At 63.7% G+C, this 25,600-nt stretch carries 27 protein-coding genes; 14 read left to right on the top strand and 13 right to left on the bottom strand.

Annotated elements, in window-relative coordinates; all coding sequences use genetic code 11:
- Positions 1-11 precede the first annotated feature (11 nt).
- The 5 genes from LB543_RS09700 to LB543_RS09680 all read right to left on the bottom strand — a co-directional run bounded on the left by LB543_RS09700 (position 12) and on the right by LB543_RS09680 (position 5,309).
- Positions 12-1,337, bottom strand: a complete 1,326-nt coding sequence (locus LB543_RS09700; RefSeq protein ID WP_224613866.1) for a bifunctional folylpolyglutamate synthase/dihydrofolate synthase — start codon at positions 1,335-1,337, stop codon at positions 12-14.
- Between the two features lie 152 nt (positions 1,338-1,489).
- Positions 1,490-2,416, bottom strand: a complete 927-nt coding sequence (gene accD / locus LB543_RS09695) for an acetyl-CoA carboxylase, carboxyltransferase subunit beta (protein ID WP_224613865.1) — start codon at positions 2,414-2,416, stop codon at positions 1,490-1,492.
- Positions 2,417-2,464: 48 nt separating this feature from the next.
- A complete protein-coding gene (gene trpA, locus LB543_RS09690) occupies positions 2,465-3,304 on the bottom strand; it encodes a tryptophan synthase subunit alpha (RefSeq protein ID WP_224613863.1) in 840 nt (279 codons plus the stop codon).
- A 2-nt stretch (positions 3,305-3,306) separates the two neighbouring features.
- Positions 3,307-4,557 carry a tryptophan synthase subunit beta gene (gene trpB, locus LB543_RS09685; RefSeq protein ID WP_224613862.1) on the bottom strand — a complete coding sequence of 417 codons (1,251 nt, stop codon included), beginning with the start codon at positions 4,555-4,557 and terminating at the stop codon, positions 3,307-3,309.
- Between the two features lie 92 nt (positions 4,558-4,649).
- Positions 4,650-5,309, bottom strand: coding sequence for a phosphoribosylanthranilate isomerase (locus tag LB543_RS09680; RefSeq protein WP_224613861.1), 660 nt, complete (start codon positions 5,307-5,309; stop codon positions 4,650-4,652).
- 112 nt (positions 5,310-5,421) lie between these two features.
- Between LB543_RS09680 and LB543_RS09675 the strand changes: the two genes are divergently transcribed.
- A complete protein-coding gene (locus LB543_RS09675; protein ID WP_140506871.1) occupies positions 5,422-5,640 on the top strand; it encodes a hypothetical protein in 219 nt (72 codons plus the stop codon).
- A 4-nt stretch (positions 5,641-5,644) separates the two neighbouring features.
- On the opposite strand, the gene LB543_RS09670 is transcribed toward LB543_RS09675, so the two are convergent.
- The 4 genes from LB543_RS09670 to LB543_RS09655 all read right to left on the bottom strand — a co-directional run bounded on the left by LB543_RS09670 (position 5,645) and on the right by LB543_RS09655 (position 9,014).
- Positions 5,645-6,403, bottom strand: a complete 759-nt coding sequence (locus tag LB543_RS09670; protein WP_140811019.1) for a M48 family metallopeptidase — start codon at positions 6,401-6,403, stop codon at positions 5,645-5,647.
- 98 nt (positions 6,404-6,501) lie between these two features.
- The gene (locus LB543_RS09665) at positions 6,502-6,984 is read right to left on the bottom strand and encodes a DUF2852 domain-containing protein (RefSeq protein ID WP_140757254.1); all 483 of its coding nucleotides are present in this window, start codon (positions 6,982-6,984) and stop codon (positions 6,502-6,504) included.
- Positions 6,985-7,059: 75 nt separating this feature from the next.
- Positions 7,060-8,250 carry a benzoate/H(+) symporter BenE family transporter gene (locus LB543_RS09660; RefSeq protein ID WP_224613860.1) on the bottom strand — a complete coding sequence of 397 codons (1,191 nt, stop codon included), beginning with the start codon at positions 8,248-8,250 and terminating at the stop codon, positions 7,060-7,062.
- Positions 8,247-9,014: an alpha/beta hydrolase gene (locus LB543_RS09655; RefSeq protein ID WP_224613859.1), complete on the bottom strand. Its 768-nt coding sequence runs from the start codon at positions 9,012-9,014 to the stop codon at positions 8,247-8,249. The genes LB543_RS09660 and LB543_RS09655 overlap by 4 nt, the downstream gene beginning before the upstream one ends.
- 220 nt (positions 9,015-9,234) lie before the next feature.
- Between LB543_RS09655 and infC the strand changes: the two genes are divergently transcribed.
- From infC to LB543_RS09620, 7 genes are all read left to right on the top strand, one after another.
- On the top strand, positions 9,235-9,771 hold the full coding sequence (gene infC / locus LB543_RS09650) for a translation initiation factor IF-3 (protein WP_010912915.1): 537 nt from the start codon (positions 9,235-9,237) through the stop codon (positions 9,769-9,771).
- A gap of 176 nt (positions 9,772-9,947) precedes the next feature.
- On the top strand, positions 9,948-10,574 hold the full coding sequence (locus tag LB543_RS09645) for a methyltransferase family protein (RefSeq protein WP_224590921.1): 627 nt from the start codon (positions 9,948-9,950) through the stop codon (positions 10,572-10,574).
- 183 nt (positions 10,575-10,757) lie between these two features.
- Entirely contained in the window at positions 10,758-10,961 is a 204-nt protein-coding gene (rpmI, locus tag LB543_RS09640) for a 50S ribosomal protein L35 (protein ID WP_006201248.1), read from the top strand.
- Positions 10,962-10,980: 19 nt separating this feature from the next.
- Positions 10,981-11,382, top strand: a complete 402-nt coding sequence (rplT, locus tag LB543_RS09635) for a 50S ribosomal protein L20 (protein ID WP_006201247.1) — start codon at positions 10,981-10,983, stop codon at positions 11,380-11,382.
- A 261-nt stretch (positions 11,383-11,643) separates the two neighbouring features.
- Complete coding sequence (gene pheS, locus LB543_RS09630; RefSeq protein ID WP_224613858.1) at positions 11,644-12,741, top strand: phenylalanine--tRNA ligase subunit alpha; 1,098 nt, start codon at positions 11,644-11,646, stop codon at positions 12,739-12,741.
- 43 nt (positions 12,742-12,784) lie between these two features.
- Positions 12,785-15,193: a phenylalanine--tRNA ligase subunit beta gene (pheT, locus tag LB543_RS09625; protein WP_224613857.1), complete on the top strand. Its 2,409-nt coding sequence runs from the start codon at positions 12,785-12,787 to the stop codon at positions 15,191-15,193.
- Positions 15,194-15,316: 123 nt separating this feature from the next.
- Entirely contained in the window at positions 15,317-15,919 is a 603-nt protein-coding gene (locus LB543_RS09620) for a nucleotidyltransferase family protein (RefSeq protein ID WP_224613856.1), read from the top strand.
- Positions 15,920-16,152: 233 nt separating this feature from the next.
- On the opposite strand, the gene LB543_RS09615 is transcribed toward LB543_RS09620, so the two are convergent.
- Complete coding sequence (locus LB543_RS09615) at positions 16,153-17,148, bottom strand: aldo/keto reductase (RefSeq protein WP_224613855.1); 996 nt, start codon at positions 17,146-17,148, stop codon at positions 16,153-16,155.
- A gap of 96 nt (positions 17,149-17,244) precedes the next feature.
- On the opposite strand from LB543_RS09615, the gene LB543_RS09610 reads away from it, so the two are divergent.
- From LB543_RS09610 to LB543_RS09590, 5 genes are all read left to right on the top strand, one after another.
- On the top strand, positions 17,245-18,135 hold the full coding sequence (locus LB543_RS09610) for a LysR family transcriptional regulator (RefSeq protein ID WP_224613854.1): 891 nt from the start codon (positions 17,245-17,247) through the stop codon (positions 18,133-18,135).
- Between the two features lie 52 nt (positions 18,136-18,187).
- Complete coding sequence (locus LB543_RS09605; protein ID WP_224613853.1) at positions 18,188-18,757, top strand: cytochrome b; 570 nt, start codon at positions 18,188-18,190, stop codon at positions 18,755-18,757.
- Between the two features lie 69 nt (positions 18,758-18,826).
- The gene (locus LB543_RS09600; RefSeq protein WP_224613852.1) at positions 18,827-19,399 is read left to right on the top strand and encodes a YceI family protein; all 573 of its coding nucleotides are present in this window, start codon (positions 18,827-18,829) and stop codon (positions 19,397-19,399) included.
- Positions 19,400-19,480: 81 nt separating this feature from the next.
- On the top strand, positions 19,481-20,467 hold the full coding sequence (locus LB543_RS09595; RefSeq protein WP_224613851.1) for a Gfo/Idh/MocA family protein: 987 nt from the start codon (positions 19,481-19,483) through the stop codon (positions 20,465-20,467).
- A gap of 39 nt (positions 20,468-20,506) precedes the next feature.
- The gene (locus LB543_RS09590; RefSeq protein ID WP_224613850.1) at positions 20,507-22,165 is read left to right on the top strand and encodes an FAD-binding dehydrogenase; all 1,659 of its coding nucleotides are present in this window, start codon (positions 20,507-20,509) and stop codon (positions 22,163-22,165) included.
- A gap of 517 nt (positions 22,166-22,682) precedes the next feature.
- Here the strand turns inward: LB543_RS09590 and LB543_RS09585 are convergent.
- The 3 genes from LB543_RS09585 to LB543_RS09575 form a co-directional block, all read right to left on the bottom strand.
- Positions 22,683-23,156 carry a methyltransferase family protein gene (locus LB543_RS09585; RefSeq protein ID WP_224613849.1) on the bottom strand — a complete coding sequence of 158 codons (474 nt, stop codon included), beginning with the start codon at positions 23,154-23,156 and terminating at the stop codon, positions 22,683-22,685.
- Positions 23,157-23,213: 57 nt separating this feature from the next.
- A complete protein-coding gene (locus LB543_RS09580) occupies positions 23,214-23,855 on the bottom strand; it encodes a glutathione S-transferase family protein (RefSeq protein ID WP_224613848.1) in 642 nt (213 codons plus the stop codon).
- Between the two features lie 83 nt (positions 23,856-23,938).
- Complete coding sequence (locus LB543_RS09575) at positions 23,939-24,835, bottom strand: NAD(P)/FAD-dependent oxidoreductase (RefSeq protein ID WP_224613847.1); 897 nt, start codon at positions 24,833-24,835, stop codon at positions 23,939-23,941.
- Between the two features lie 113 nt (positions 24,836-24,948).
- Here LB543_RS09575 and LB543_RS09570 point away from each other — a divergent pair, with 113 nt between their 5' ends.
- On the top strand, positions 24,949-25,593 hold the full coding sequence (locus LB543_RS09570; RefSeq protein ID WP_224613846.1) for a TetR/AcrR family transcriptional regulator: 645 nt from the start codon (positions 24,949-24,951) through the stop codon (positions 25,591-25,593).
- Positions 25,594-25,600 lie beyond the last annotated feature (7 nt).

The raw sequence follows: 25,600 nt of genomic DNA, 5'->3' as shown, positions 1-25,600 counted from the left end.
GCTGAGGCACCTCATGTCGGCGGCGTGCCGTTTTCCGCCAGCACCGCGCCGGCCAGGTAGAGCGAGCCCCCGATCAGAATGCGCGGCGTCGGGCCGTCCCAGGTGTCGCGCAGCAGCATCAGGGCGCTGGCGACGGAGCTTACCGGCTCGGCCGTCAGCCCGGCTTCCGTGGCGCGGATGGCCAGTTCGTCGCTCGGCACGCCGGCGTCGCTCTGGCTCACTGGCACTGTGTAGACATGCTTGACCAAGCCCTTGAAGGCGCGGAAATAGCCACTCTGGTCCTTGGTGTTGATCATGCCCGAGATGAGGAAGAGCGGGCGCGGGTTCTTTTCTTCCTGCTCGGCCAGCGCTTCGGCGACGACCACGCCGGCACCCGGATTGTGGCCGCCGTCGAGCCAGATGTCGGCGCCTTTCGGCCCCAGTTCCGCCAGCCGGCCCTGCGCCAGCTTCTGCATGCGGCCGGGCCAGGCGACGTTGGTCATCGCCTTCTCGGCGGCGCGGTGGCTGATCTCGAAGCCGGCGGCCTTGACCGCGGCGATCGCGGCGGCCGCATTGGCGAACTGGTGGCGACCGGGCAGGCGCGGCGACGGCAGGTCCATCAGACCATCATCGTCCTGGTAGACCATGCGGCCGTTTTCCTCGAAAGCGAGAAAATCCTGGCCATAGACGAGGGTCGGGCACTCCAGCCGCTCGGCGGTGTCGATCAGCGCCTGCAGCGCCGTCTCGCTTTCCTGCGCGCCGATGACCACTGGGCAGCCGCGTTTCATGATGCCGGCCTTTTCGGCGGCGATCAGCTCGACACGGTCGCCGAGATAGGCCTCGTGGTCCATCGACACCGGCATGATCACCGACACCGCCGGCCGCGCGATGACGTTGGTGGCATCGAAGCGGCCGCCAAGACCGACCTCGATGATGGCGGCATCGGCCGGATGTTCCGAAAACAGGATGAAGGTGACGGCGGTGAGTATCTCGAAGACTGTGATCTTCTGGCCTGCATTGGCCTTGGCGACGCGTGCAATGGCCTCGGCGAAGATGTCATCTTCGACCAGCCTGCCGCCGCCCTCGGCGGCCAGCCTGTAGCGCTCGTGCCAGTTGACCAGATGCGGCGAGGTGTGGACATGGACGAGCCGGCCGGAAGCTTCCAGCAGCGCCCGCGAGAAGGCGGCGCAGGAACCCTTGCCGTTGGTGCCGGCGATGTGGATGACCGGCGGCAGCAGGTCCTGCGGATTGCCGAGCCGCTCCAACAGCCGCGTGATGCGGTCGAGCGAAAGGTCGAAGCCTTTCGGATGAAGCGCCATCAGGGCTTCGATTTCGCGGTCGGCGGCAAGCGTCGTCATGGCACAATCCCGGCGCATGGCCCGAGAGCCAGAATCGCTCCCGCAATGACCACGGCTATCAAAAGGCTACAGCGCGCCACGGATGCTGTGCAATCGCTGTTCGCGGCGGCCAATGTCGCGTCAGGCCAGTCTCGCGTCGGGCCGTTGCAGCGTCAAGCCTGGGGCCGGGCTTCGGCGGCAACCACGGCCGGCGGCAGGATTTCCGGTTCCAGCGGCTTTTGCTCCTCCGGCATCTTGAGCAGCATTTTCAGGAGCCGCGCGATCGTCTGGCGCATTTCCAGCCTGGACACCACCATATCGACCATGCCGTGCTCCATCAGATATTCGGAGCGCTGGAAGCCGTCGGGCAGTTTCTCGCGGATGGTCTGCTCGATGACGCGCGGTCCGGCAAAACCGATCAGCGCGCCGGGCTCGGCGATGTGCACGTCGCCCAGCATGGCGTAGGAGGCGGTGACGCCGCCGGTGGTCGGGTTGGTCAGAACGACAATGTAGGGGAGGCCGGCTTCCTTCAGCCGGTCGACACCGACCGTGGTGCGCGGCAATTGCATGAGCGACAAAATACCTTCCTGCATGCGGGCGCCGCCGGAAGCGGCGAACAGGATCAGCGGCCGCTTGCGCTGCAAGGCGACCTCGAAGCCATGCACGATCGCATCACCCGCCGCCATGCCGAGCGAGCCGCCCATGAAGGCGAAATCCTGCACCGTCGCCACCACCGGCAGACCCTCGACAGTGCCCAGCGCATTGATGATGGCGTCTTCCAGGCCGGTCTTGGCCTTGGCGTCCTTCAGCCGGTCGACATAGCGTTTCTCGTCGCGGAACTTCAGCGGATCCTGCACGACCTTGGGATTGTCGAGGCTCTCGTACTTGCCGTCGTCGAAGAAGAATTTCAGCCGCTCCTTGGCCGAGATCTTCATGTGATGGCCCGAAGACGGGATGACGAACTGGTTGGATTCCAGGTCCTTGTGGAACACCATCTCGCCGGTCTCGGGATCCTTGATCCAGAGATTTTCGGGCATGTCGGTCCGCCGGCCGAGCATCGAATTGATCTTCGGGCGAACGTAATTGGTGATCCAGTTCATCGCTTCGGCTCCTGTCCTGACGAAGAGTTGGGTGAAGACGTAGGAAGACTATTCGGCAGCAGCAAGGCGGGCCGAGCGCACGCCTTGCGCAAGGCCGCTGACCAGCGTGGCGACCGCCTCGGCCGGATCAGCGGTCTTTTCGCCCTTCGGCCCCAGCACATTGGCGACCGCATTGACGATCGCCGTGCCGACGACCACGCCGTCGGCGTTGGCGCCGATGACGCGCGCCTGTTCGGCGGTCTTGACACCGAAGCCGACGCAGACCGGCAGATTGGTGTGACCCTTGATGCGCTGGACCGCCGTGGCGACCTTGCCGGTGTCGGCAAGCGCCGAACCGGTGATACCGGTCATCGACACGTAGTAGACGAAGCCGGACGTGTTCTGCAGCACCTTGGGCAGGCGCTTGTCGTCGGTGGTCGGCGTCGCCAGGCGGATAAAGTTGATGCCGGCCTTGAGCGCCGGGATGCAGAGTTCCTCGTCCATCTCCGGCGGCAGGTCGACGACGATCAGCCCATCAATGCCGCTGGCGATCGCGTCCTTCAGGAAACGGTCGACGCCGTAGATGTAGATCGGATTGTAGTAGCCCATCAGCACGATCGGCGTTTCATCGTCGCCGGCGCGGAAGTCCGAGGCCATCTTCAGCGTCTTGACCAGCGTCTGGCCGCCTTTGAGCGCCCTGAGGCCGGCGGCCTGAATCGCCGGGCCGTCGGCCATCGGGTCGGAAAACGGCATGCCGAGCTCGATAACGTCGGAGCCTGCACCGGGCAGCGCCTTCATGATCGACAGCGAGGTTGCATAGTCGGGGTCGCCACCCATGAAATAGGTGACGAGCGCCGGGCGGCCTTCGTTCCTGAGCTTCGCCATGCGGCGGTCGATGCGGGTCACCATGATCAGATCTCCATGCCCAGCATCGAGGCCACCGTGTGCACGTCCTTGTCGCCACGGCCGGACAGGTTGACGATGACGATCTGGTCCTTGTCCATGGCGGGTACGATCTTGACCGCATGAGCGATGGCGTGCGCCGATTCCAGCGCCGGGATGATGCCTTCGACGCGCGTCGTCAGTTTGAAGGCCTCGAGCGCCTCGTCATCGAGGATAGGCACATATTCGACACGGCCCGAGTCGCGCAGCCAGGAATGCTCCGGGCCGACGCCGGGATAATCGAGGCCGGCCGAGATCGAATGGCCGTCCATGATCTGGCCGTCGGCGTTCTGCAGGAGATAGGTGCGGTTGCCGTGCAGCACGCCGGGGGAACCGGCATTCATCGAGGCGCAATGCTCGATGCCGTCGAGGCCGCGTCCGCCCGCTTCGATGCCGATGATGCGAACCTCTTTGTCATCGAGGAAGGGATGGAACATGCCGATGGCATTGGAACCGCCGCCGACGGCGGCGATAATGGTGTCGGGCAGCCGTCCCTCCTGTTCGAGGATCTGCGCGCGGGCCTCGGTACCGATGACCGACTGGAAGTCGCGCACCAGTTCCGGATAGGGGTGCGGACCGGCGGCGGTGCCGATCAGATAATAGGTGTCCTCGACATTCGTCACCCAGTCACGAAGGGCTTCGTTCATGGCGTCCTTCAGCGTGCCGTGGCCAGCGGTGACGGGCCGCACTTCAGCGCCCAGCAGCTTCATGCGGAAGACGTTGGGGCTCTGCCGGGCAACGTCGGTCGCGCCCATATAGACGACGCAGGGAAAGCCGAAGCGGGCGGCGACGGTCGCGGAGGCCACGCCATGCTGGCCGGCGCCGGTCTCGGCGATGATGCGCTTCTTGCCCATGCGCTTGGCCAGCAGTATCTGGCCGAGGCAATTGTTGATCTTGTGCGAGCCGGTGTGGTTCAAATCCTCGCGCTTGAAATAGACTTTCGCGCCGCCCCCGAGGCCTTTCGCCGAGGAAACGTCACGAAGATGTCTGGTCAGACCTTCGGCGAAATAGAGCTTCGAGGGCCGGCCGGCATAGTGGGTCGACAGACCGGTCAGCTCAGCCCTGAAATCCGGATCGTTCTTGACCTCGTTCCAGTTTTTCTCCAGGTCGAGGATCAGCGGCATCAACGTTTCGGCAACGAAACGACCACCGAAAATGCCGAACATGCCCTGTTCGTCAGGCCCGGTGCGGAAGGAATTGGGTGTCGCCGGCTTGTTCATCGCCGATCTCCTAGATCTGTACTTTGAGCATGTCCCTGTCGGAAAACCGGTTCCCACTTTTCCAGGACATGCTCAGGGTTCGAAAATACTGTTCAGGCGGCGCGGTCATCCCGCGCGGCCCTGACGGCCCGGAAAAACTGTTCGATCAGCGCCGGATCCTTGATGCCCGGCGCGCTTTCCACGCCCGACGAAATGTCTATTGCGGGCGGATTGGCAAGCCGAAGGGCATCGCCGATGTTGGCGGCGTTGAGCCCACCGGAAAGCATGTAATCGATCCCGGCGTCAAGGCCGGCGAGAATGCGCCAGTCGAAGGTGACGCCATTGCCGCCCGGCAGCTCGGAGCCCTTCGGCGGCTTGGCGTCGAACAGGAAGCGATCGGCAACGCCGATGAACGGCCTGATCCGGTCGAGATCGGCGGCCTCGCTGAGCGGCAACGCCTTCATTACCGGCAGCCCATGGCGGGCTTTCAGTTCGGTCACCCGCTCGGGGGTTTCGGAGCCATGCAGCTGCAGCATGTCGGGCTGCATCTTTTCCACGATTTCATCGAGGAAGGCGTCCTTCGCATCCACGGTGACGGCAACCGCCAAGGCCCTGCCACGCGCCGCTTCGCGCAGACGGCCGGCTTCGGCTGGCTCGACGTAACGGGGGCTTTTCGGAAAGAAAATGAAACCGACATGGCTGGCGCCGCCGGCAAGGGCCGCCGCCATTGCCTGGTCGGTCTTCAAGCCGCAGATCTTGATGTCGAGCGCCATGGCGCGGGAATTGGCACGAAAAGCGCCAAGAGTCGAGAAAAAGCATGCTGTTTGCCGGCAAGGCGAAAGACGCTACCTATTGAGGGATAGCATGCCAGGCGGGAGAAAGATCATGGCCGACCAGACCGTTGCCGAACTGAAGCAGAAGATCGCTCAAGCGCGCGAGGTCATCGCGCATCTCATGGACAAGGCCGCCTTCAACGGCGCCGAAGCGCATCGGGCGCTGGATTATTTCGGCGGCGACGCCTTCGACCGGAACTTTCTGCCCTGGCCTCATCATGGCGAAGAGGGATTGCGGCCAGAGGAGCTCAACGCGGCGAATGACGACTAGCGGCCTACTCGAACACGATAGCCTGCAGCGCGCCGCCGTTGCGCTTCAGCCAGTCCTTGCAGCGGTCGGTGTCGGGGCAGAGTTTTTCGCACAATTTCCAGAATTTCGGACCGTGGTTCATCTCCTTGAGATGCGCCACCTCATGCGCGACGAGGTAGTTGATGACCGGCTGCGGCGCCATCATGATGCGCCAGGAAAAGGAGAGATTGCCTTCGGAGGTGCAGGAGCCCCAGCGGCTGGAGGTGTCCTTGTAGCGGATCGCCTTGGCGCGCTTGCCGAGCGCCTCGGTGTGTCTGACGACCAGCTTCTCGATCTCCTTCTTGGCCTCGCGCTTCAAGAAATCGGCGATGCGGCGCGGCAGATGGATGCGCTCGCCATGCACGATCAGCAGCGGGCCGCGCTCGTCGCGCGATATGGTGACGGTGCCGCGCTTTGACGGTTCGTGCACGATGCGGTGGGCCACGCCGCGTACCGGAATCTTGATGCCGGGTCGGACCTGCGGCCGTGTCGGCACCTTGGCCAGCCGCTGCTCCAGCCAGTCTTGGTGGCGGTCGAGGAACCTGTCCACCTCGCCGCGGCGCAGGCCCGGCGGCACGGTGATGCGCAGGCCTTGACCGCCGGAATCGATGCGCAGCGTCAGGCGCTTTGCCCTGGCGCTCTCGACGATCTTGAGCGGCAGGGTGCGGCCGGCGACACAGTATTCCCGCTCCACGGCAGGCGTGGGTTTGGGCTTCGTCAGATTGCGGAAGAACCCGATGGTCATGGCAGGACGATACGCGATTCGAGGAAAACGAATAGAACAAAAAAGAAACGGCGCCGCTCACGCGACGCCGTCATCCTACCTTGGCTTGTCGCTAGGCCTCAGTCGTCGAGCAGATTCGAGCCTTTGCCACGCTTGGTGGGGGTCGTTCCGGTGCTCGGATCGGTCTTGGTCGGAGCGGTCGACTTGTTGCGGTTGGCCATGAACCGGTCGAATTCGTCCTGGTCCTTGGCGCGGCGCAATTCGCGGGCATACTCGTCGAACTGGGTCAGCATCTCGTCGAGCTTGCGGCGCTCTTCGTTCAGGCGTTCAAGCTCCTTTTCGCGCCAGTCGTCGAAAGCGACGTTGCCGGTGCGGGCCGAGCCGTGGCCCCAGCGCGCGGCCTTGTCGGAACCACGGCGGCAGCCGGCGAAGATGCCGTCGGTCGCGCGGTTGACGTCACGCTTGAAGCCCTCGAGCCGGTCGCCCCATATGATGTAGGCGAGCATGGCGAAGCCGAGCGGCCAGAACACCATGAAGCCGATCACCATCAACGCGATGGTCGCCGGCGTCCAAGCCGGGCGGATCAATGCAGATGTGTTCATTTTCTCCCATTCCTTCGGTTGGAGACAGCCACAACCGGCTGCGTGGAATCGAAATGGGAAGGCGAAAACGGCGATTCAAGACAATGTCGGCCAAAACCGGACAAGCTTCTGAAATGATTGTCGCTTTTTGAGCATATCGAGGGAAAGCACGGCCAAGCCGGCAATCAGGCCCCAAAATGCCGCACCGACGCCGAACAGCGTCAGCCCGGAGGCGGTGACGACGAAGGTGACGGTGGCTGCCATGCGGTCGCCCTCATCCTTGAGCGCGATCGCCAGCGCGTTGGCGAGCGAGGCCATCAGCGCAAGACCCGCCACCAGCACGATCAGGCTCTGCGGCAGGACCGCGAAGATCGCCACCAGCGAAGCGCCGAAAATCGCGAAGACGAGATAGGCAAGCGCATAGAACGGGCCGGTCTTCCAGCGTTCAGCCGGATCGGGATGGACGTCAGGCCCGGTGCAGATGGCCGCCGAGATCGCCGCCAGATTGGTGGTTCCGGCCCCAAACGGCGCCGACAGGAGCGAAAACAGGCCGGTGATGCCGATCAGCGGGCCGGGCTCGGGATGGTACCCCGCGGCGCGCAGCACGGCGAGGCCGGAAAGGTTCTGCGAGGCCATGGTGACGAGATAGAGCGGCAGTGCGAGACCGATGATCGCCTTGGCTGTGAAATGCGGAGCAATGAACGTCAGTGTCGACAGTTCGGGCGCGGGCAAGCCGCCGACGCGGCCTGTCAGGAAGGCGGCAAGGCCGCCGCCGACCAGCACCGCCAGTACCGACAGCGCCGGATTGAACAGCCGGATGACAAAGAATGCCGCGATCAGCGGCAGGATGAGCCAAGGGTCCGCCGGGATGGCCTTCATGGCGTTGATGGCGAAGGTGACGACGATGCCGGCCAGCATGCCGGAAGCGACCGAAGCCGGTATTCTCGATATCAGCCGGGTCAGCGGCCCGAACAGGCCGGTCGCGACCAGCAGGATACCAGTGACGATATAGGCGCCGACGGCCTCGCCCATCGAAAAGCCGCTCGAGGCGGCGACCAGCGCCAGGCCGGGCGTCGACCAAGCGGTGATGACAGGCATTTTCGTGCGCCATGACAGCCACAGGCACTCGGCCGTCATGGCCAGACAGATCGCCGTCACACCGCTCGCCGTCTCGACCTGCGTCGCGCCGACCGCCTTGGCGGCGGCGATGACGATGGCCAGCGTGCCGCCAAAGCCGACGATGGCCGCGACGAAGGCGGAGACCGGGATGGAAAGACGCACCGTCATTTGCCCCGTCCGGCCATGTCGCCGACGGCCCGCACCAGCATGTCGAGGTCTTGCGGCCGCGACAGGCGATGGTCGCCGTCAGGAATCAGCGACAGCGTGACATCGTCGGCCGGCAGCAGGCTGACCAGCCTCAAGGCGTGGCTCGACGGCACGTCCGCATCGGCAAGCCCCTGCAAGATGTGAACCGGGCAATGCGTGTCGATCGGCCCGGTCATCACCCGATTTTCGCGCCCATCCTCGATCAGGGCACGGGTATAAATGTAAGGCTCCGCGGAATAGTCCGACGGCTCGGCGAAGAAGCCCTTTTTGGCGAGGTCGCGCTTCTGCGCCTTGGTCAGCGCCGGCTCGACCAATTCACAGGTGAAATCCGGCGCCGGCGCCAACAGCACCATGCCGACGACGCTTGCGTCGCCCGCCTTGCGCAATTCCTGCACCATGCGCAGCGCGATCCAGGCACCCATGGACGAGCCGACCAGAACCTGATCGCCCTTGGCGAATCGCTGGAAAACCGCAAGGCTTTGCGCGAGCCAGGTCGAAATCGTACCTTCGGCGAAGGCGCCGCCGGATTCGCCATGGCCAGAGTAGTCGTGCCGCAGGAAGGCACGGCCTTCCCGTGCCGCCCAGTCCGACAGCGTCTCGGCCTTCGTGCCCAGCATGTCCGACTTGTAGCCGCCGAGCCAGACGATGCCGGGCGTCGAGCCGCCCGCGTGGCGCACGGCGATATCGGATCCATCAACATCGAGAAAGGTCGGAGCGGCGGTCATGGCTTTGGGGCGGTCCTGATTTTTTTCACGCCTCGCTTTTGGCACGGCCAAAGGCAAGGCGGAAAGTGCTCGCGATGTTTCTTTGCTTGGCACAGGCTCCTGATCAGGTGATTTCTTGAGAACGCTGTGCTATTGACTTGCGCCGCGCGCTTCCCACATTGGCGCGTCCACACACAGATTTGTACGAACCCCGAACGAAACGGCCAAGGAGACCACGACCATTCGCAGACCTTTCAAAGCAGCGGCGCCGACCAAGGATGGGCCGCGCTCCAACCGTGATATCCGGGTTCCCCGGGTCCAGCTTATCGACGCCGAAGGCCAGAACCGTGGCGATGTTTCCATCAACGACGCATTGCTGCTCGCCGAAGAGGCCGGGCTCGATCTGGTCGAAATATCGCCCAACGCGGTGCCGCCCGTCGTAAAAATCCTCGATCTCGGCAAATTGAAATACGCCAACCAGAAGAAGGCGGCCGAGGCGCGCAAGAACCAGAAGGTCATCGAGATCAAGGAGATCAAGATGCGCCCGAACATCGACAGCCACGACTACGAGACCAAGATGAAGGCGGTCCGCCGCTTCTTCGAGGAAGGCGACAAGGTCAAGCTGACGCTGCGCTTCCGCGGCCGCGAGATGGCGCATATGGAACTCGGCATGCAGCTTCTGAACAAGGTGCGCGAGGAGGTGGCGACCATCGCCAAGGTGGAAGCCGAGCCGAAGCTCGAAGGCCGCCAGATGATGATGGTGCTGGCGCCGCGCTAAGCCTGCGTTGGCGTGAAGTGCCTGAGATCACGGCACGGTCACGAAAAGGTTAGGCGGGCAGCCGCACTCTAAATCCGCCTGAATTGTGATACAGGGCGTCCCGACGACCGGCGGGACGCCTATTCCTGGCTAAAGCTGCGATTGCCGGCTAAGCTCCTCGACGATCGGATCCCAACTTGGACACAGAATACAAACACGGGCTGGGCAACTACCAGCAGATGCGCCGGCTGGTGCTTGCCGTGCTCGTGGTGGTGCTGTTTCTGGCGCTGCTGTTCGGCCAGTCGACCTTCCCGCCGGACACGCCGGTGCACGAATCGATCGAGATGTTCGGCGTGCTGTTGATTTTCCTCGGCATCGTCGGGCGCCTCTGGGCGACGCTCTACATAGGCGGGCGCAAATCATCCGAGGTGGTGACCGGCGGGCCCTATTCCATCACCCGCAACCCGCTCTATGTGTTCTCGACCGTGGCCGCCGCCGGTGTCGGCGCGCAGATCGGCTCGTTCTCGGGCATCGTCCTTTTCGCGGTCCTGTGCGCGGGCGCCTTCCACATCGTCATCCTGCGCGAGGAGAAATTCCTCAAGGAAGCGCTCGGCGCGCCGTATGCCGACTATCTGGCGCGCGTGCCGCGCTTCTTCCCCAAGCTTTCGCTCTACCAGGAAGGCGACACCGGCAGCTTCAAGCCGCGCCTGCTTTTGACCACGCTGCTCGACGGGCTGGTATTCCTGATCGCTCTGCCGGCTTTCGAGCTGATCGACGGCGCTCAGCTATCGGGTATACTGCCGGTGTGGTTCAGGCTGCCCTGACCGGGGACGGTGCGTCGCACGGCTTCGGGTGTTGCGCCCGCGCCCTCTTTGATCTATAGCACCGCCGTTCCAAGAAAACCGCCCGGCAGGGCATGCCGTGGCGGTTTCATTTGCTTTTCGGGCTTTGGTCGGCCCGAAGCGAACAAGAAGCGCGATCGTGCGCCAACAATACGGAGTAGCAAAATGCCCAAGATGAAGACCAAATCGGCCGCCAAGAAGCGGTTCAAGATCACAGGTACGGGTAAAGTCCTGTCGGCTGCGGCCGGCAAGCGTCACGGCATGATCAAGCGTTCCAACAAGTTCATTCGAAATGCCCGCGGCACGATGGTTCTGGCTGAACCGGATGGCAAGAAGGTCATCAAGAATTTTCTTCCGAACGGCCTTTAAGTTTTAAGGAGATCATGACATGGCACGCGTAAAAAGAGGCGTCACCTCGCACGCCAAGCACAAGAAGGTCCTGAAAGCCGCGAAAGGCTTCTACGGCCGCCGCAAGAACACCATCCGCATCGCCAAGCAGGCGGTGGAAAAGTCGCTGCAGTACGCTTACCGCGACCGCAAGAACCGCAAGCGCTCGTTCCGCGCGCTTTGGATCCAGCGCATCAACGCCGCGACCCACGAGCACGGCCTGACCTATGGCCGCTTCATCGACGGTTTGAACAAGGCCGGCATCGAGATCGATCGCAAGATCCTGTCCGACATGGCCATCCACGAGCCGCAGGCTTTCGCCGCCCTGGTCGCCAAGGCCAAGGTCGCGCTCGAATATCTGAAGAACACCACGCCGAATGCTTTTGAGAGCGCTGTCGCCTAGAGCATGATGCCAAAAAGTTTCTGACTTTTTGGACAACATCATGCTCCAGGGAAATTAGCGAGGAGCGCGTTCTTTTCCGAAAAGTCTGCAACTTTTCGGGATCGGGCTCCGAGCCCAGCGCTTCCCAAGCACTTTCGACACTTGATTTGGGGAACCCGCGCTGGCACGGCTGGCGCGGGTTCTTTTTTTGACCCTGATGTAACCAAAATGGTGACGAACGAACCGAAATGGTGTCGGTCGCCCGATCAAGAAAGCTTCCCCGTGAACGCCACTGCTGGAAATCTTGAAGCCCTGGAAGCCTCTCTGCTTGCCGACATCGCCTCGGCCGCCGACGAGGCGTCGATCGAGGCGGTGCGCGTCTCGGCGCTCGGCAAGAAGGGCTCGGTCTCCGAAATGCTGAAGACGCTTGGCGCGATGAGCGCCGAGGAACGGCAGGTGAAGGGTCCTGTCATCAACGGCCTCAAGAACCGCGTCACCGATGCGCTGACCGCGCGCAAGGTGGAACTGAAGGACGTGGCGATCGCCGCACGGCTTGCCGCCGAGAAGGTCGACGTGACGCTGCCGGTGCGACAGTCGCCGGCCGAGCGCGGCCGCATCCATCCGATCAGCCAGGTCATCGACGAGATCGCCGCGATCTTCGGCGATCTCGGTTTCGCCATTGCCGAAGGTCCTGACATCGAGACCGACTATTACAATTTCACGGCGCTGAATTTTCCCGACGGCCACCCGGCGCGCGAGATGCACGACACCTTCTTCTTCCAGCCGGATGAGAAGGGTGAGCGCAAGCTGTTGCGCACGCACACTTCGCCGGTGCAGATCCGCACCATGGAGAAGCAGAAGCCGCCGATCCGCATCGTCATCCCGGGCAAGACCTACCGCCAGGATTCCGACGCCACCCACTCGCCCATGTTCCATCAGGTCGAGGGTCTGGTGATCGACAAGTCGGCCAACGTCGCCAACATGAAATGGGTGCTGGAAGAATTCTGCAAGGCCTTCTTCGAGGTCCCGCAGGTCAAGATGCGCTTCCGGCCGTCCTTCTTCCCGTTCACCGAGCCGAGCCTCGAGGTCGACATCCAGTGCGACCGCTCGCGGCCGGGCGAAGTGCGCTTCGGCGAAGGCGCCGACTGGATGGAGATCCTCGGCTGCGGCATGGTGCACCCCAATGTGCTGCGCGCTGGCGGGCTCGACCCCGACGAATATCAGGGCTTTGCCTGGGGCATGGGCATCGACCGCATCGCCATGCTGAAATACGGCATGCCAGACCTGCGCGCCTTCTTCGACGCGGATGTGCGCTGGCTGTCGCATTACGGCTTCAGGCCGCTCGACATGCCGACGCTGTTCGGAGGCCTGAGCGCGTGATGGTCCTGATAACTCCTGCTGCCCGCTATTACGGAATCGTCCAATGAAATTCACCCTCTCCTGGCTCAAGGACCACCTCGAGACCGACGCCACGCTGGCCGAGATCGTCGAGCGGCTGACGTCGATCGGCCTCGAAGTCGAGCATGTCGATGACAAGGCGGGCCTGAAACCCTTCGTCATCGCCAAGGTGCTGACGGCGGTGCAGCATCCCGATGCCGACCGGCTGCGGGTGCTGACCGTCGATACCGGTGACGGCAAGCCGCCGGTGCAGGTCGTCTGTGGCGCGCCCAACGCCCGCGAGGGCCTGATCGGCGCCTTCGCCGCGCCCGGCACCTATGTGCCCGGCATCGACGTGACGCTGACGGTCGGCAAGATCCGTGGCGTCGAAAGCCATGGCATGATGTGTTCCGAGCGCGAGCTGGAACTGTCCGATGAGCACAACGGCATCATCGACCTGCCCGAGGATGCGCCGGTCGGCACCAGCTTTGCCGCCTATGCGCATCTCGACGATCCGGTCATCGAGATCAATTTGACGCCGAACCGGCCCGACGCCACCAGCATCTACGGCATCGCCAGGGATTTGGCGGCGAGCGGGCTCGGTCGTCTCGTCGGCGGCGCGATCATGCCGCATGTCGGCAGCGGCATGTGCCCGGTCAAGGTGACGATCGAAGCGCCGGAGCTTTGCCCCGGCTTCGCACTCAGGCTGGTCAAGGGCGTTAAGAACGGGCCGTCGCCAAAATGGCTGCAGCAGCGGCTGATCGCCATTGGGCTGAGGCCGATCAGCGCGCTGGTCGACATCACCAATTACGTCACCTTTGACCGCGGCCGGCCGCTGCATGTCTTCGATGCCGCCAAGGTCGCAGGCAACCTCGTGGTGCGCCGCGCCAAGGACGGCGAAAAGGTGCAGGCGCTCGACGGGCGCGAATACACGCTGACGCCGGAGATGTGCGTGATCGCCGACGACAATGGCGTCGAATCCATTGCCGGCATCATGGGCGGCGAGCATTCCGGCTGCGACGAGAACACGACGGACGTGCTGATCGAATCCGCTCTTTGGGATCCGATCACCACGGCCCGCACCGGCCGCGCGCTCGGTATCATCACCGATGCGCGCTACCGCTTCGAGCGTGGTGTCGACCCCGAATTCATGGTGCCGGGTATCGAGCTGGCAACCAAGCTGGTGATCGACTTCTGCGGCGGCACCCCGACCGAGACCGAGGTGGCCGGCTATGCCGGACATCAGCCGAAGATCGTTTCGCTTCCCTTGTCGGAAGTGAAGCGGCTGACCGGCATCGAGGTGCCAAAGGCGGAGAGCCTCGACATCCTGTCGCGTCTCGGCTTCCACGCGCAGGGATCGGGCCACGTCGTCGCCGTGACCGTGCCCTCCTGGCGCCCCGACGTCGACGGCAAGGCCGATCTTGTCGAGGAGGTCATGCGCATCCATGGCGTCGACAACATCGCCCCGCAGCCGCTCGGCGCGCATGACGTGGTCAACGGCAAGATCCTGACGACGCTGCAGATCCGCACCCGTGCCGCCAAGCGTTCGCTTGCCGTGCGCGGCATGATGGAGGCTGTCACCTGGTCGTTCATTCCAGCCAGGCACGCCGAACTGTTCGGCGGCGGCCAGACGGCGCTGAAGCTTGCCAACCCGATCGCCGCCGACATGTCCGACATGCGGCCCTCGCTGCTGCCGGGGCTGATTTCGGCCGCGCAGCGCAATGCCGACAAAGGCATTGGCGACGTTGCCTTGTTCGAGGTCTCGGGCACCTATGAGGGCGATGGCGCCGGCCAGCAGCGACGCGTCGCCGCCGGCGTGCGCCGCGGCACCGCCAAGCTCGACGGCTCCGGCCGCAACTGGGCCGGCAATTCGGGTCCGGTCGGCGTGTTCGACGCCAAGGCGGACGCGATCGCCGCCCTCGAAGCCTGCGGCGCGCCGGTCGACCGGTTGCAGATCGAGGCCGGCGGACCGGCCTGGTATCACCCCGGCCGTTCCGGCACGATCAAGCTCGGTCCGAAGACCGTGCTCGGCACGTTCGGCGAGTTCCATCCGAAGACGATGGAAGGGCTCGATGTCTCCGGCCCGCTGTGCGGTTTCGAGGTGTTCGTCGACGCCGTGCCCGAGCCGAAGGCCAAGCCGACGAAAACCAAGCCCAGGCTGGAGCTCTCCGCCTTCCAGGCGGTGAAGCGCGACTTCGCCTTCGTCGTCGACAAAACGGTGGAGGCCGGCACGCTGGTTCGCGCCGCACTTGCCGCCGACAAGAAGCTGATCACGGCGGTCTCGGTCTTCGACGTGTTCGAAGGCGTGTCGCTGGGCGAAGGCAAGAAGTCGATCGCCGTCGAAGTGTCGATCCAGCCGATCGAGAAGACGCTGACCGACGAGGATTTCGAGGCGCTGGCCAAGCGCATCGTCGACAATGTCGGCAAGCAGACGGGCGGCGTGCTGCGCGCTTAGAGCGGCTCAACGCCGCTCCAAGCATTTGTTCTTACGCAATTCCGGACGGAAAACCGCTCGACACTTTTCCTGGAATTGCTTTGGTGGATTGCGCAGCAATGGCGAATCGCCGTCCAAAGGGCGATGGACCATCTGCGCTATTCCGGACTCCCCTTCGAGAAACAACGCCAGGCGTTTCTAGACATCGTCGCGGCCGATCCGCTGCTGGCCGAAACGCTGGCGCGGGTGCGCATGCTTGTGCTGCCAGACTGGCTGGTGGTTTCCGGCGCGCTCTACAACAGCGTCTGGAACCATCTGACCGGCAAGCCGTCTGGTTACGGCATCAGGGATGTCGACCTTTTCTATTTCGATGACTCCGACCTGTCCTATGAGGCGGAGGACGCCGTGATCCGCCATGCGGCGCGGCATTTCGAGGGACTGCCGCTGCCCGTCGAGGTGCGCAACCAGGCGCGCGTGCATCTGTGGTATCCGCAGAAGTTCGGCCAGCCCTGCCCGCGCTATGCGAGTGCGAGCGAGTCCGTCGGCTATTTCGCATCGAAGACGCATGCGGTCGGAGTGCGGTTCGACGCCGATGGGCAATTGGACCTGGTGGCGCCGTTCGGGCTGGATGATCTTTTTTCGTTTCGCATCACGCCCAGCCGGGTGATGGACAATCGGCGAACGCATGAGGCGAAGGGCAAGCGGGCGCAGGAGTGTTGGCCGGAGATTACGGTTGTGCCGTGGTGAGCCGACCGAAATAGGAGATGTTGACGCGAGGCGCCCCCCTCTGGCCTGCCGGCCATCTCCCCCTCAAGGGGGGAGATCAGCGATTTCATCGTTCCGCCTATCCTTTCAACGATGAAGATTGGCGAAAGCCGAAATGGCGTCCAATCTCCCCCCTTGAGGGGGAGATGTCCGGCAGGACAGAGGGGGGCGCCTCGCGCCTACGTCAGCAAAGGGGGCGCCTCGCGCCCATCTATCTACCCATTCACCAGCGCCAGCAGCTCCTCGGTGTAGCGCTTGCCCATCACCTTGTCGGGCGACAGCGCATCGCCGATCGATGCCACCTCGGCCGCGCTCAGCTCAATCCCGGCCGCCGCCGTGTTCTGCTCCAAATGGCGGATTTTTCGGGCACCCGGGATCGGCACGATGAAGTCGCCCTGGTGCAGCACCCAGGCCAGCGCCAGCTGCGCCGAGGTCACGCCCTTCTCGGCCGCCATCTTTTCCAGTGTGGCGATCACCTTGGCATTGGCGGCCATGGCGTCGGCCTGGAAGCGCGGCAGGCCGCGGCGCCAGTCGTCGCCGCTCAGGGTCTCCGGCTTGGCGATCGTGCCGGTGAGCAGGCCGCGGCCTAGCGGGCTGTAGGGCACGAAGCCGATGCCGAGTTCGCGGCAGACGGCGAAGACATCGTCTTCCGGATCGCGGCTCCACAGCGAATACTCGCTCTGCACCGCCGCGATCGGGTGCACGGCGTGTGCACGTCGGATGGTGGCCGCACTTGCCTCCGACAGGCCAAGCGCCCGCACCTTGCCCTCGCGCACCAGTTCGGCCATGGCGCCGACCGTATCCTCGATCGGCACGTTCGGGTCGACCCGGTGCTGGTAGTAGAGGTCGATGACATCGGTGCCGAGCCGCTTCAGCGAGGCTTCGGCGACAGCCTTGACATGCTCGGGGCGGCTGTCGACACCGGCCATGCGATCGGTGCCGGTGCCTTCTTCCAGGATCTTGAAGCCGAACTTGGTGGCGATGGTCACCTTGTCGCGGACGGATTTCAGCGCCTTGCCCAGCAGGATCTCGTTCTCATAGGGCCCGTAGACCTCCGCCGTGTCGAAGAAGTTGACGCCGATCTCGACGGCGCGGTGCAGCGTCGCAATGGCCTCCGCCTCCGGCTGGCCGCCATAGGCAAAGCTCATGCCCATGCAACCAAGGCCGACCGGGAAGACTTCGAGTTCAGTTCCTAGCTTGCGGGTTTTCATCACGCGTCTCCTTGTTGTGATGCGGCAGAAGTAATGCCTTGCCGTCCGTTCGATAATCGGCTCTTCTTAGTACGGGTCGTTCCAAGAAATAGATCAATGAACCGAGCACATCTCTCACAGCTTGCTGTGCTGGCAACCGTTGCCCAATGCGGCAGCTTTCGTGGTGCGGCCAGGGAACTGGCGATCGCGCCCTCGGCGGTCAGCCACGCGGTCTCCAGCCTGGAAGCACGGCTTGGCGTGCGCCTTTTGGCGCGCAGCACGCGCAGTGTCGCCCCGACCGAGGAAGGCGCGCAGCTGCTGGAGCGGTTGCGCCCGGCACTTTCCGAGATCGACCTGGCGCTGGAGACGGCCGTCGAGGCGCGCGACCGGCCCGCCGGGAACTTGCGGCTCAGCGTGCCACGCACCTCAGCGCATCTGGTGCTGACGCCACGGCTCAGCGCCTTTGCGTCGGCCTATCCCGACATCGTGCTGGAGATCGTCATCGAGGATCGCTTCACCGACGTGGTGGAAGGCGGTTTCGATGCGGGTGTGCGGCTCGGCGAAAGCCTGCAGCGCGACATGATCGCGGTGCGCATCGGGCCGGACATTCGTGGCGCCGTGGTCGGCGCGCCATCCTATTTCGAGACCATGCCCCGGCCGCGCCACCCGCGCGAACTTGCCGATCATCGCTGCATCCGCTTCCGCTTCTCCAGCGGAATCCTCTACCGCTGGGAGTTCGAGAAGGACGGCGAGGCGATCGAGCTGGCAGTGCAGGGACCGCTGATCCTCGACGAGGACCATCTGATAGCGCAGGCCGCGATCGACGGCGCGGGACTTGCCTTCGTCTTCGAGGATTATGTCCGCACGCCGCTTGCCGACGGCCGGCTGATCCGCGTTCTGAAGGACTGGTGCCCATCGTTCGACGGTTTCTTCGTCTACTATCCGAGCCGCAGGCAAATGCGGCCGGCGCTGAGGGCTTTCGTCGATTTCTTCAAGGTGAGCGGGTAGGCCACCCTCCCCAAAGGCGGAAGAAACCCAGCCCGGCAGTCGTTCGCCTCGCATGCAGACCATCACCAACACTGCGACCCGCTATGGCTGGGCAACCATCGTTCTCCACTGGCTGGTCGGGCTTATCTTCATCGGCCAGTTCATGCTCGGCTTCGTCATGGTCAGGACCCAGAGCCAGCGCACGGCCTTCGAGCTGATCCAGTTGCACAAATCCCTGGGCTTTCTGCTGCTTGGCCTCATCATCTTGCGTGTCGCCTGGCGGCTCGGCAATACGACACCGCCCTTGCCGCCTTCAGTCGGCATCCTGGAACGGCGTACGGCGCCACTGGCACATCTGGCGCTCTATCTATTCCAGCTCGCCCTGCCCCTGTCCGGCTGGGCGCTGGTGTCGGTTTCGACGCTGGAGATTCCCAGCATGCCATTCGACCTGTTCGTCATGCCCAACCTGCCGCTGGCCGAATCCGACGCCGCCGAAAGCTTTTGGGCGTCGGCGCACTGGTATCTCGCCTATGCCGGCATCGGGCTGATTGCGCTGCATGTCTGTGCGGCCCTGCGCCACCATTTCCTGCTGCGCGACAGCGTGCTCACGCGCATGATCACGCCTTCGTCAGCCGGGGAATAGAACGGGCATTGGTCTCGTTTGTGAGGTGAGGACGTGAGAGAGCGTTGCCTCCGAACAAGGAACAACCCAATGCATGCGCGAATCCTCGGATTGGCGGCTGCCGCCGCCTGCCTTGCCATGCCTGCCCATGCGGCAGTCGTGCTCGGCGATGCTGCCGGCAGCTACACGATCAGCCAGGCCGGCTCGGCGATCCGCTTCACCATCGGCAAGGCCGGCGGCGGCGGCTTCGACGGCGCTTTCGCCCGCTTCAAGGGCACGATCCGTATCGACAACAAGGATGTCGGTCGCTCCAAGGTCGACCTCACCATCTATCCCGAGAGCGTCGGCACCGGCCAGGGCCGCATCGATGCCTTCCTGCGTTCCGACGCAGTGTTCGACGCGGCCAACAGTCCCGAAATCCAGTTCCGTTCGACCAGCGTGACCCGCACCGGCGACACGACGGCGCTCGTCGCCGGCCGGCTGACGGCGCGCGGCAAGACGTTTCCGGAAAAATTCACCGCCGAGCTCGACGGGTTGAAGAGTGGCATGATCAAATTCCACGTCACCGGCAAGGTGCTGCGCTCGCGCTACGGCATGGACGTCGGCACCCCGCTCTATTCCAACGTCGTCGATTTCGACATGACGCTGACGGGGCGAAGGTGATGTCCGCAGACCGGTAGCCAATTGGCTTTTCCATCGATTTCGGGCAAACCTCCTTGCCTGTAATCGACATGGAGAAGCGTGATGTTCCGATGGGGTGTGTTGTCGACGGCCAAGATCGGCCGCGAGCAGTTGTTGCCGGCGATCGTCGAGGCGGAGAACGGCGTGCTGTCGGCGATCGCCAGCCGCGACCTGTCGAAGGCCAAGGCATTGGGAGACCGCTTCGGCGCGCGCCATGCCTTCGGCTCCTATGAGGACCTGCTCGCTTCCGACGAGGTCGACGGCGTCTACATTCCGCTGCCGACCTCGCAGCATGTCGAATGGACGGCCAAGGCCATCGAAGCCGGCAAGCATGTGCTGGTCGAAAAGCCGCTGGCGCTCGACGCCAGGGACATCGCGCCGCTGATAAAGCTGCGCGACCAGAAGAAGGTGCTGGTCTGCGAAGCTTTCATGGTCATCTACCATCCGCAATGGATCAAGGTGCGTGATCTCATCGCCAGCGGCGCCATCGGCCGGCTGCGCCATGTGCAGGGCGCTTTCTCCTACTACAATGTCGACCCCAACAACATGCGCAACAAGCTCGATCTCGGTGGCGGCGCGCTGCCCGATATCGGGGTCTACCCGACCGTGTCGACGCGCTTTTCGACCGGCAAGGAGCCGCTGCGCGTCCAGGCGACGATCGAGCGCGACAAGACGTTCGGCACCGACATCTATTCCTCGATTCGCGCCGATTTCGGCGATTTCGAACTGTCCTTCTATCTGTCGACGCAGATGGCGGCACGCCAGGTGATGGTGTTCCACGGCGAGAAGGGTTTCATCGAAGTGTTCTCGCCCTTCAATGCCGGGCTCTACGACCATCACCGCGTCGAACTGCACAACCAGAACCACACCGAGGCGCAGGTGTTCCGCTTTCCCGGCACGCAGCAATACAGGCTCGAGGTCGAAACCTTCGCGCGGGCGGCACTTGGCGGCAAGGAGCGGGTCTTCACGCTCGAAGAATCCGTGCTCAACCAGAAAGTCATCGACGCTATCTTCCGCGCCGGCGACACAGGCGGCTGGGAGACCGTCTGATCCCCGCATTAAATAGCCGGCTAATTCTGGGAGGAAAAATTGGCTGACGACGCGGATGTGATCATTGTCGGCGCCGGCCTTGCCGGGCTGGTTGCCGCCGCCGAGCTTGCCGAAGCCGGCAAGAAAATCATCATCGTCGACCAGGAGCCGGAGCAATCGCTGGGCGGCCAGGCGTTCTGGTCGTTCGGCGGGCTTTTCCTCGTCGATTCACCGGAGCAGCGGCGCATGCGCATCCGCGACTGCTATGATCTGGCGCTCGAGGATTGGATGGGCACCGCCGCTTTCGACCGGCCGGAAGACCACTGGCCACGCAAATGGGCGGAGGCATATGTCGGCTTCGCCGCCGGCGAGAAGCGCTCCTGGCTGATCGAGCGCGGCCTGAAATTCTTTCCTGTCGTCGGCTGGGCCGAACGCGGCGGCGGCAATGCCATCGGCCACGGCAATTCGGTGCCGCGCTTCCACATCACCTGGGGTACTGGCCCGGGCGTCCTCGAACCTTTTGTTCTGCGCGTGCGGGAGGCGCAAAAGCGTGGATTGATCGACTTCAGGTTCCGTCACCGGGTCAATGCGCTGACGCGGACGGGTGCAGCCGTGACCGGCGTACAGGGCGATATCCTGCAGCCGAGCACTGTCGAGCGTGGCCACAAGAGCTCGCGCGAAATATCGGGCGATTTCGCATTGCAAGCGCAGGCGGTGATCGTCGCCTCCGGCGGCATTGGCGGCAACCATCAGCTGGTGCGGGAAAACTGGCCCAGGCGGCTGGGCTCGGCACCCAAGCGCATGATCACCGGCGTGCCGGACCATGTCGACGGCCGCATGCTGGCGATCACGGAACAGGCCGGCGGCTCGATCATCAACCGCGACCGGATGTGGCACTATGTCGAAGGCATCAAGAACTGGGCGCCGATCTGGACCGATCACGCGATCCGCATCCTGCCCGGCCCGTCCTCGCTGTGGCTCGATGCCCGGGGAAAACGCCTGCCGGTGCCGCTCTATCCCGGCTTCGACACGCTGGGCACACTCAGCCACATCATGAGCACCGGCTTCGACTATTCCTGGTTCATCCTGACGAAGAAGATCATCGAGAAGGAGTTCGCGCTGTCGGGCTCGGAGCAGAACCCCGATCTGACGGGAAAGAGCTGGCGCCAGGTGCTCGGCCGCGCCACGTCGGGCATCCCCGGCCCGGTCAAGGCGTTCATGGAAAAGGGCGAGGATTTCATCGTCGAGACCGAATTGCCGAAGCTGGTCGCCCGCATGAACGCGCTGGCCGGCGGCGAACCGCTGCTCGATGTTGCAGGGGTCGAGCGCGAGATCCGCGCCCGTGACATGCAACTCGACAACCCGTTCTCCAAGGACATGCAGATCACCGCGCTGCGCGGGGCGCGGGCCTATCTCGGCGACCGGCTGATCCGCACGGCAAAGCCGCACAAGATGCTCGACCCGGCGAACGGACCGCTGATCGCGGTGCGCCTCAACATCCTGACCCGCAAGACGCTGGGCGGCCTGCAGACCGATCTCGACGGCCGCGTGCTTGATACCGACGGCCAGCCGGTGCCGGGCCTCTATGCCGTCGGCGAAGCCGCCGGTTTCGGCGGCGGCGGCGTGCATGGCTACGCGGCGCTCGAAGGCACGTTCCTGGGTGGTTGCATTTTCTCGGGCCGCAGCGCCGGCCGGGCGACTGCGCGGTCGGTGGGGTGAGACGGCAGCGGCGTGCGTCGACGGCCGGCCGAGCATGGCAAAGCCGGTGCTATCGACGGCGCAACCGACGAACTACAGTTCAAGGATTTGGCGCACCGCGCCGGACAAACATAACGAATATATTTTGCCGTTCGTGCTACTATAGAACCGCCACTGGGTGCCAGCTACCGAGCTTCGCCGCACCGCGGTGCCGCTGATAGTATGAAGGCGAAGTTTGGTTGACCACCGGGATCACCACCCCTGCAGCGCGTGAAAGGTGCCGTGTGGCAGGTCGACGTGTTCGAACTCCATGTGTGTCAGGCTTCTCCAAGAGCGGTCGGACGAGAGATGTTGATGCTGGCTTCGGTGTCCCTGGTTTTGGACATGTGCTTCTCCCCAGGCGCTGGGTGTACTGCGGGGTCAGCCGGCCAGTCGGTTTTCCGTCACACCGGCCCGCAACCTTCAGAATATGATAGCTCGTGGCAAGGAAGCCGGTGCTGGTTTATCAGAAGGCCCGCAGGCGGCAGCGGCGGAATAGTCAGAGCCAGCGGCGAACCTCGGCCTTGTAGCGGCGGTAGTCGTCGCCGAACTTCGCTTCGAGATAGCGCTCCTCGCGGGCGATCACCTGCGTCTGGATCGCGATCAGAACCAACGGGAGCAAGGCGAAGGCGATCGGCCCGTCGAAGCCGATCGCAAGGCCGGCATAGACAAGCGCCATGCCGAGATACATGGGATTTCGGGTCCACCGAAAGGGACCGGTCGTCGCGATGAGGGTCGTTGGCTGCGACGGCGGAATGTTGGTGCCCAGCCGCCGGAACAGCCTCGCCGCCGCAAGCATCATCGTCGCGCCGGCAACGAACAGCAGTGCGCCCGTCGCGACCAGCAACCGCCAGTCGATGCCGAAAGAGCGCAGGGCGACGAACCGCTCCGCCGCCAACCCCAACAGCAGCGCTCCCAGATAGATGAAGGGCGGAGGGAAGCGCACACCCGCGCTGTCCGGTTCGACGGCCATGCTCATCTCCAATCTGTGCTTTCAAAACGGCGGCCCCAGAATCAACGCCTCGAATTACTACTGCAGGACTTGTTTGGCGCTCGGGCGTCCGCTCACATGGGCGAACCACTGGACGAGCTTGTTCTTGCCATCGAGGATCGCTTCGCCCTCTGGCGTTATACGCAGCCGGTCGAAATGCGGCATGAGGCGGATGTCGGCCAGACTAAAGGTTTCGCCGGTGAGGTAGGGTGCCGCAATCAGAGGCTCAAGCGCCTCAGCGCAGCTACGTGCCATGGGCACGGCCGCGTTGACCCGTTCCATGTTGGTGGGCTGGCCGAGGAAGGTTGGCGCGACCACTCGCTCGAACCCAATGCCGCCCCAGGATGAGCCCAGGTAGCAGTCGATAATGCCGATGATCTGATTCATACGCGCCCCTTCGCGCGCGTTCGTCGGCTGGAGCGCCGGACCAGGAAACGTCTGGTCCAGATAGCGCAAGATGGCCTGGGTTTCGAAGACTTCGAAGCCATCATGCTCAAGCACCGGAACCTTGCCGAACGGATTCCGCGCAAGATGCTCCGGCGTTTTCCATGCCGGCGGCATCAAGCTGACGAACTCGTATTCCACACCTTTCTCGGCGAGGCCAAGCATCGCCCCCCGCACGTTGGGACTACCTGCCGTGCCATAAAGTTTGACGCTCATCCCAGGACTGGTCGTATTCATGAGGGTCACTTCCCTTCTTGCTTTAGATTGGAGCGCCGCCGCTCGGGTTGGCTAATTGGGACCGGAGAACGCAAATTCTGCTCTCAAACCAGCATCGACTGCTGGGCGAAGATACCTGCCATCGCGCCGTGCGATGATGCCAGGGTGACCGATGGCGGCGTAAGGGGGTTGGCGAGGTCGCCGGCGGCGTAGATGCCGGGCATGCTGGTTTCGCGGCGCTCGTCGACCTTGAGGATGATGCCGAGGGGCGTATCGACCGTGGCGAGGTCCAGTGATTCATGCAGGCTTGCCGCCGGCTTGTTGCGCGGATGCGCGAACAGGATGTCGACCGCGACATTTGGGCCGGTATCGAGCTTGACGGTGGCGTTATGGCCCCCGTGATGCGCGATCTCGATGATCCGGCCATTGACGACAGGTGTGTTGCGGCGCGCCAGATCGGCCCGGATATCGGGCGGAATGTCATGACCATCGGCGAAGACCGTCAACCTGTCGGTCCAATCGTGGAACAGCCTGACCTGATTGTGCGACTGCCGGCCGGACCAGACGAGGCCCCAATGCTGGCCGGCGACTTCAAAGCCGTCGCAATAGGGGCAGGGCACGATGGACTTGCCCCAGCCTTCGGCAAAGCCCGGAACATCAGGCATCTGGTCGGTGACGCCATAGCTCAGGATCAGGCGACGCGCCGCAAGGCTTTCGTCATCACCCGTGAGGACGGAGAAATCGTCGATGGCGCCGGAGATGCTGACGGCCCGGGCATTGACCAGCCTGACCGTGGGATAACGCGCCAGTTGCTGCCGCGCCTCGGCCAGGATGTCCAGCGGTGGCTTGTGATCGTGGCCGAGCATGCCATGCGAGTGGCCGGCGAAGCGATTGCGCGGCAGGCCGGTATCGAGAACGGTGACCTTGCGGCGGGCACGGCCGAGCTGCAGGGCGCCGGCGAGACCGGCAAAGCTGCCGCCGATGATGATGACGTCATCCATGGTGATGGGCTCCGTTGCAGGACAGGTTGAACCCATCCGATGGCTTGCATATTTCGGACACTGCATGGTATCGTAATTCAAGAATTAGGATACTGTCAAGGACTTGAATTGTCGTGACCGAAAATAGCCACCGCCGGCGCGGCCGGCCCGCCAACGAGGCGCTTGGCCAAACGATCCTCGACGCCGCGAGCGAACTCTTTGTGGAATTGGGTTTTCAGGCGACGACGTTGGACAAGGTCGCCCAGCGGGCGAAGATATCCAAGCTCAGCATCTACAGGCACTTCGAGAACAAGGAAGCGCTGTTCAGCGCGGCCATGGCGGCCGGCTGCCATGGGTTTGCACAGGCCCTTTTTGAAGGTGTCGACGGTTCGGCCGAAGATCAGCTCATGGCGGTGGGATCATCCCTGCTTCGCACCCTGTTGAGGCCGGACGTCCGCAATGTCGAAGCCATGATCATGGCCGACACGACCAATCAGAAATCGTTAAGCGAGCTCCATTACGAAGCCCGCCCCGCCCATATCATCGCCCAGATCGAGGCCCTGTTGCGTCAGTTGCACGCGAAGGCGATGCTGAACGTGCCCGATCCTCTCCAATCCGCCCGCTTGTTTGCCGCGCTTTTCAAAGGATGCGATCTCCTAATTATCGCACGCTTCGATGAGGCGAGAGCAGAGGACGACAACGAAATCGAATCCTATTGCCGGTCGGCCGTCGCCATGTTCATCGCCGCGCACGGTGGCAACGACCACGCGGGCGGATAGCCTGGAC

It is taken from the genome of Mesorhizobium sp. ESP7-2, from assembly GCF_020164715.1.
Classification (GTDB): Bacteria; Pseudomonadota; Alphaproteobacteria; order Rhizobiales; family Rhizobiaceae; genus Mesorhizobium.
This window is presented reverse-complemented; position numbering and strand designations above follow the sequence as displayed.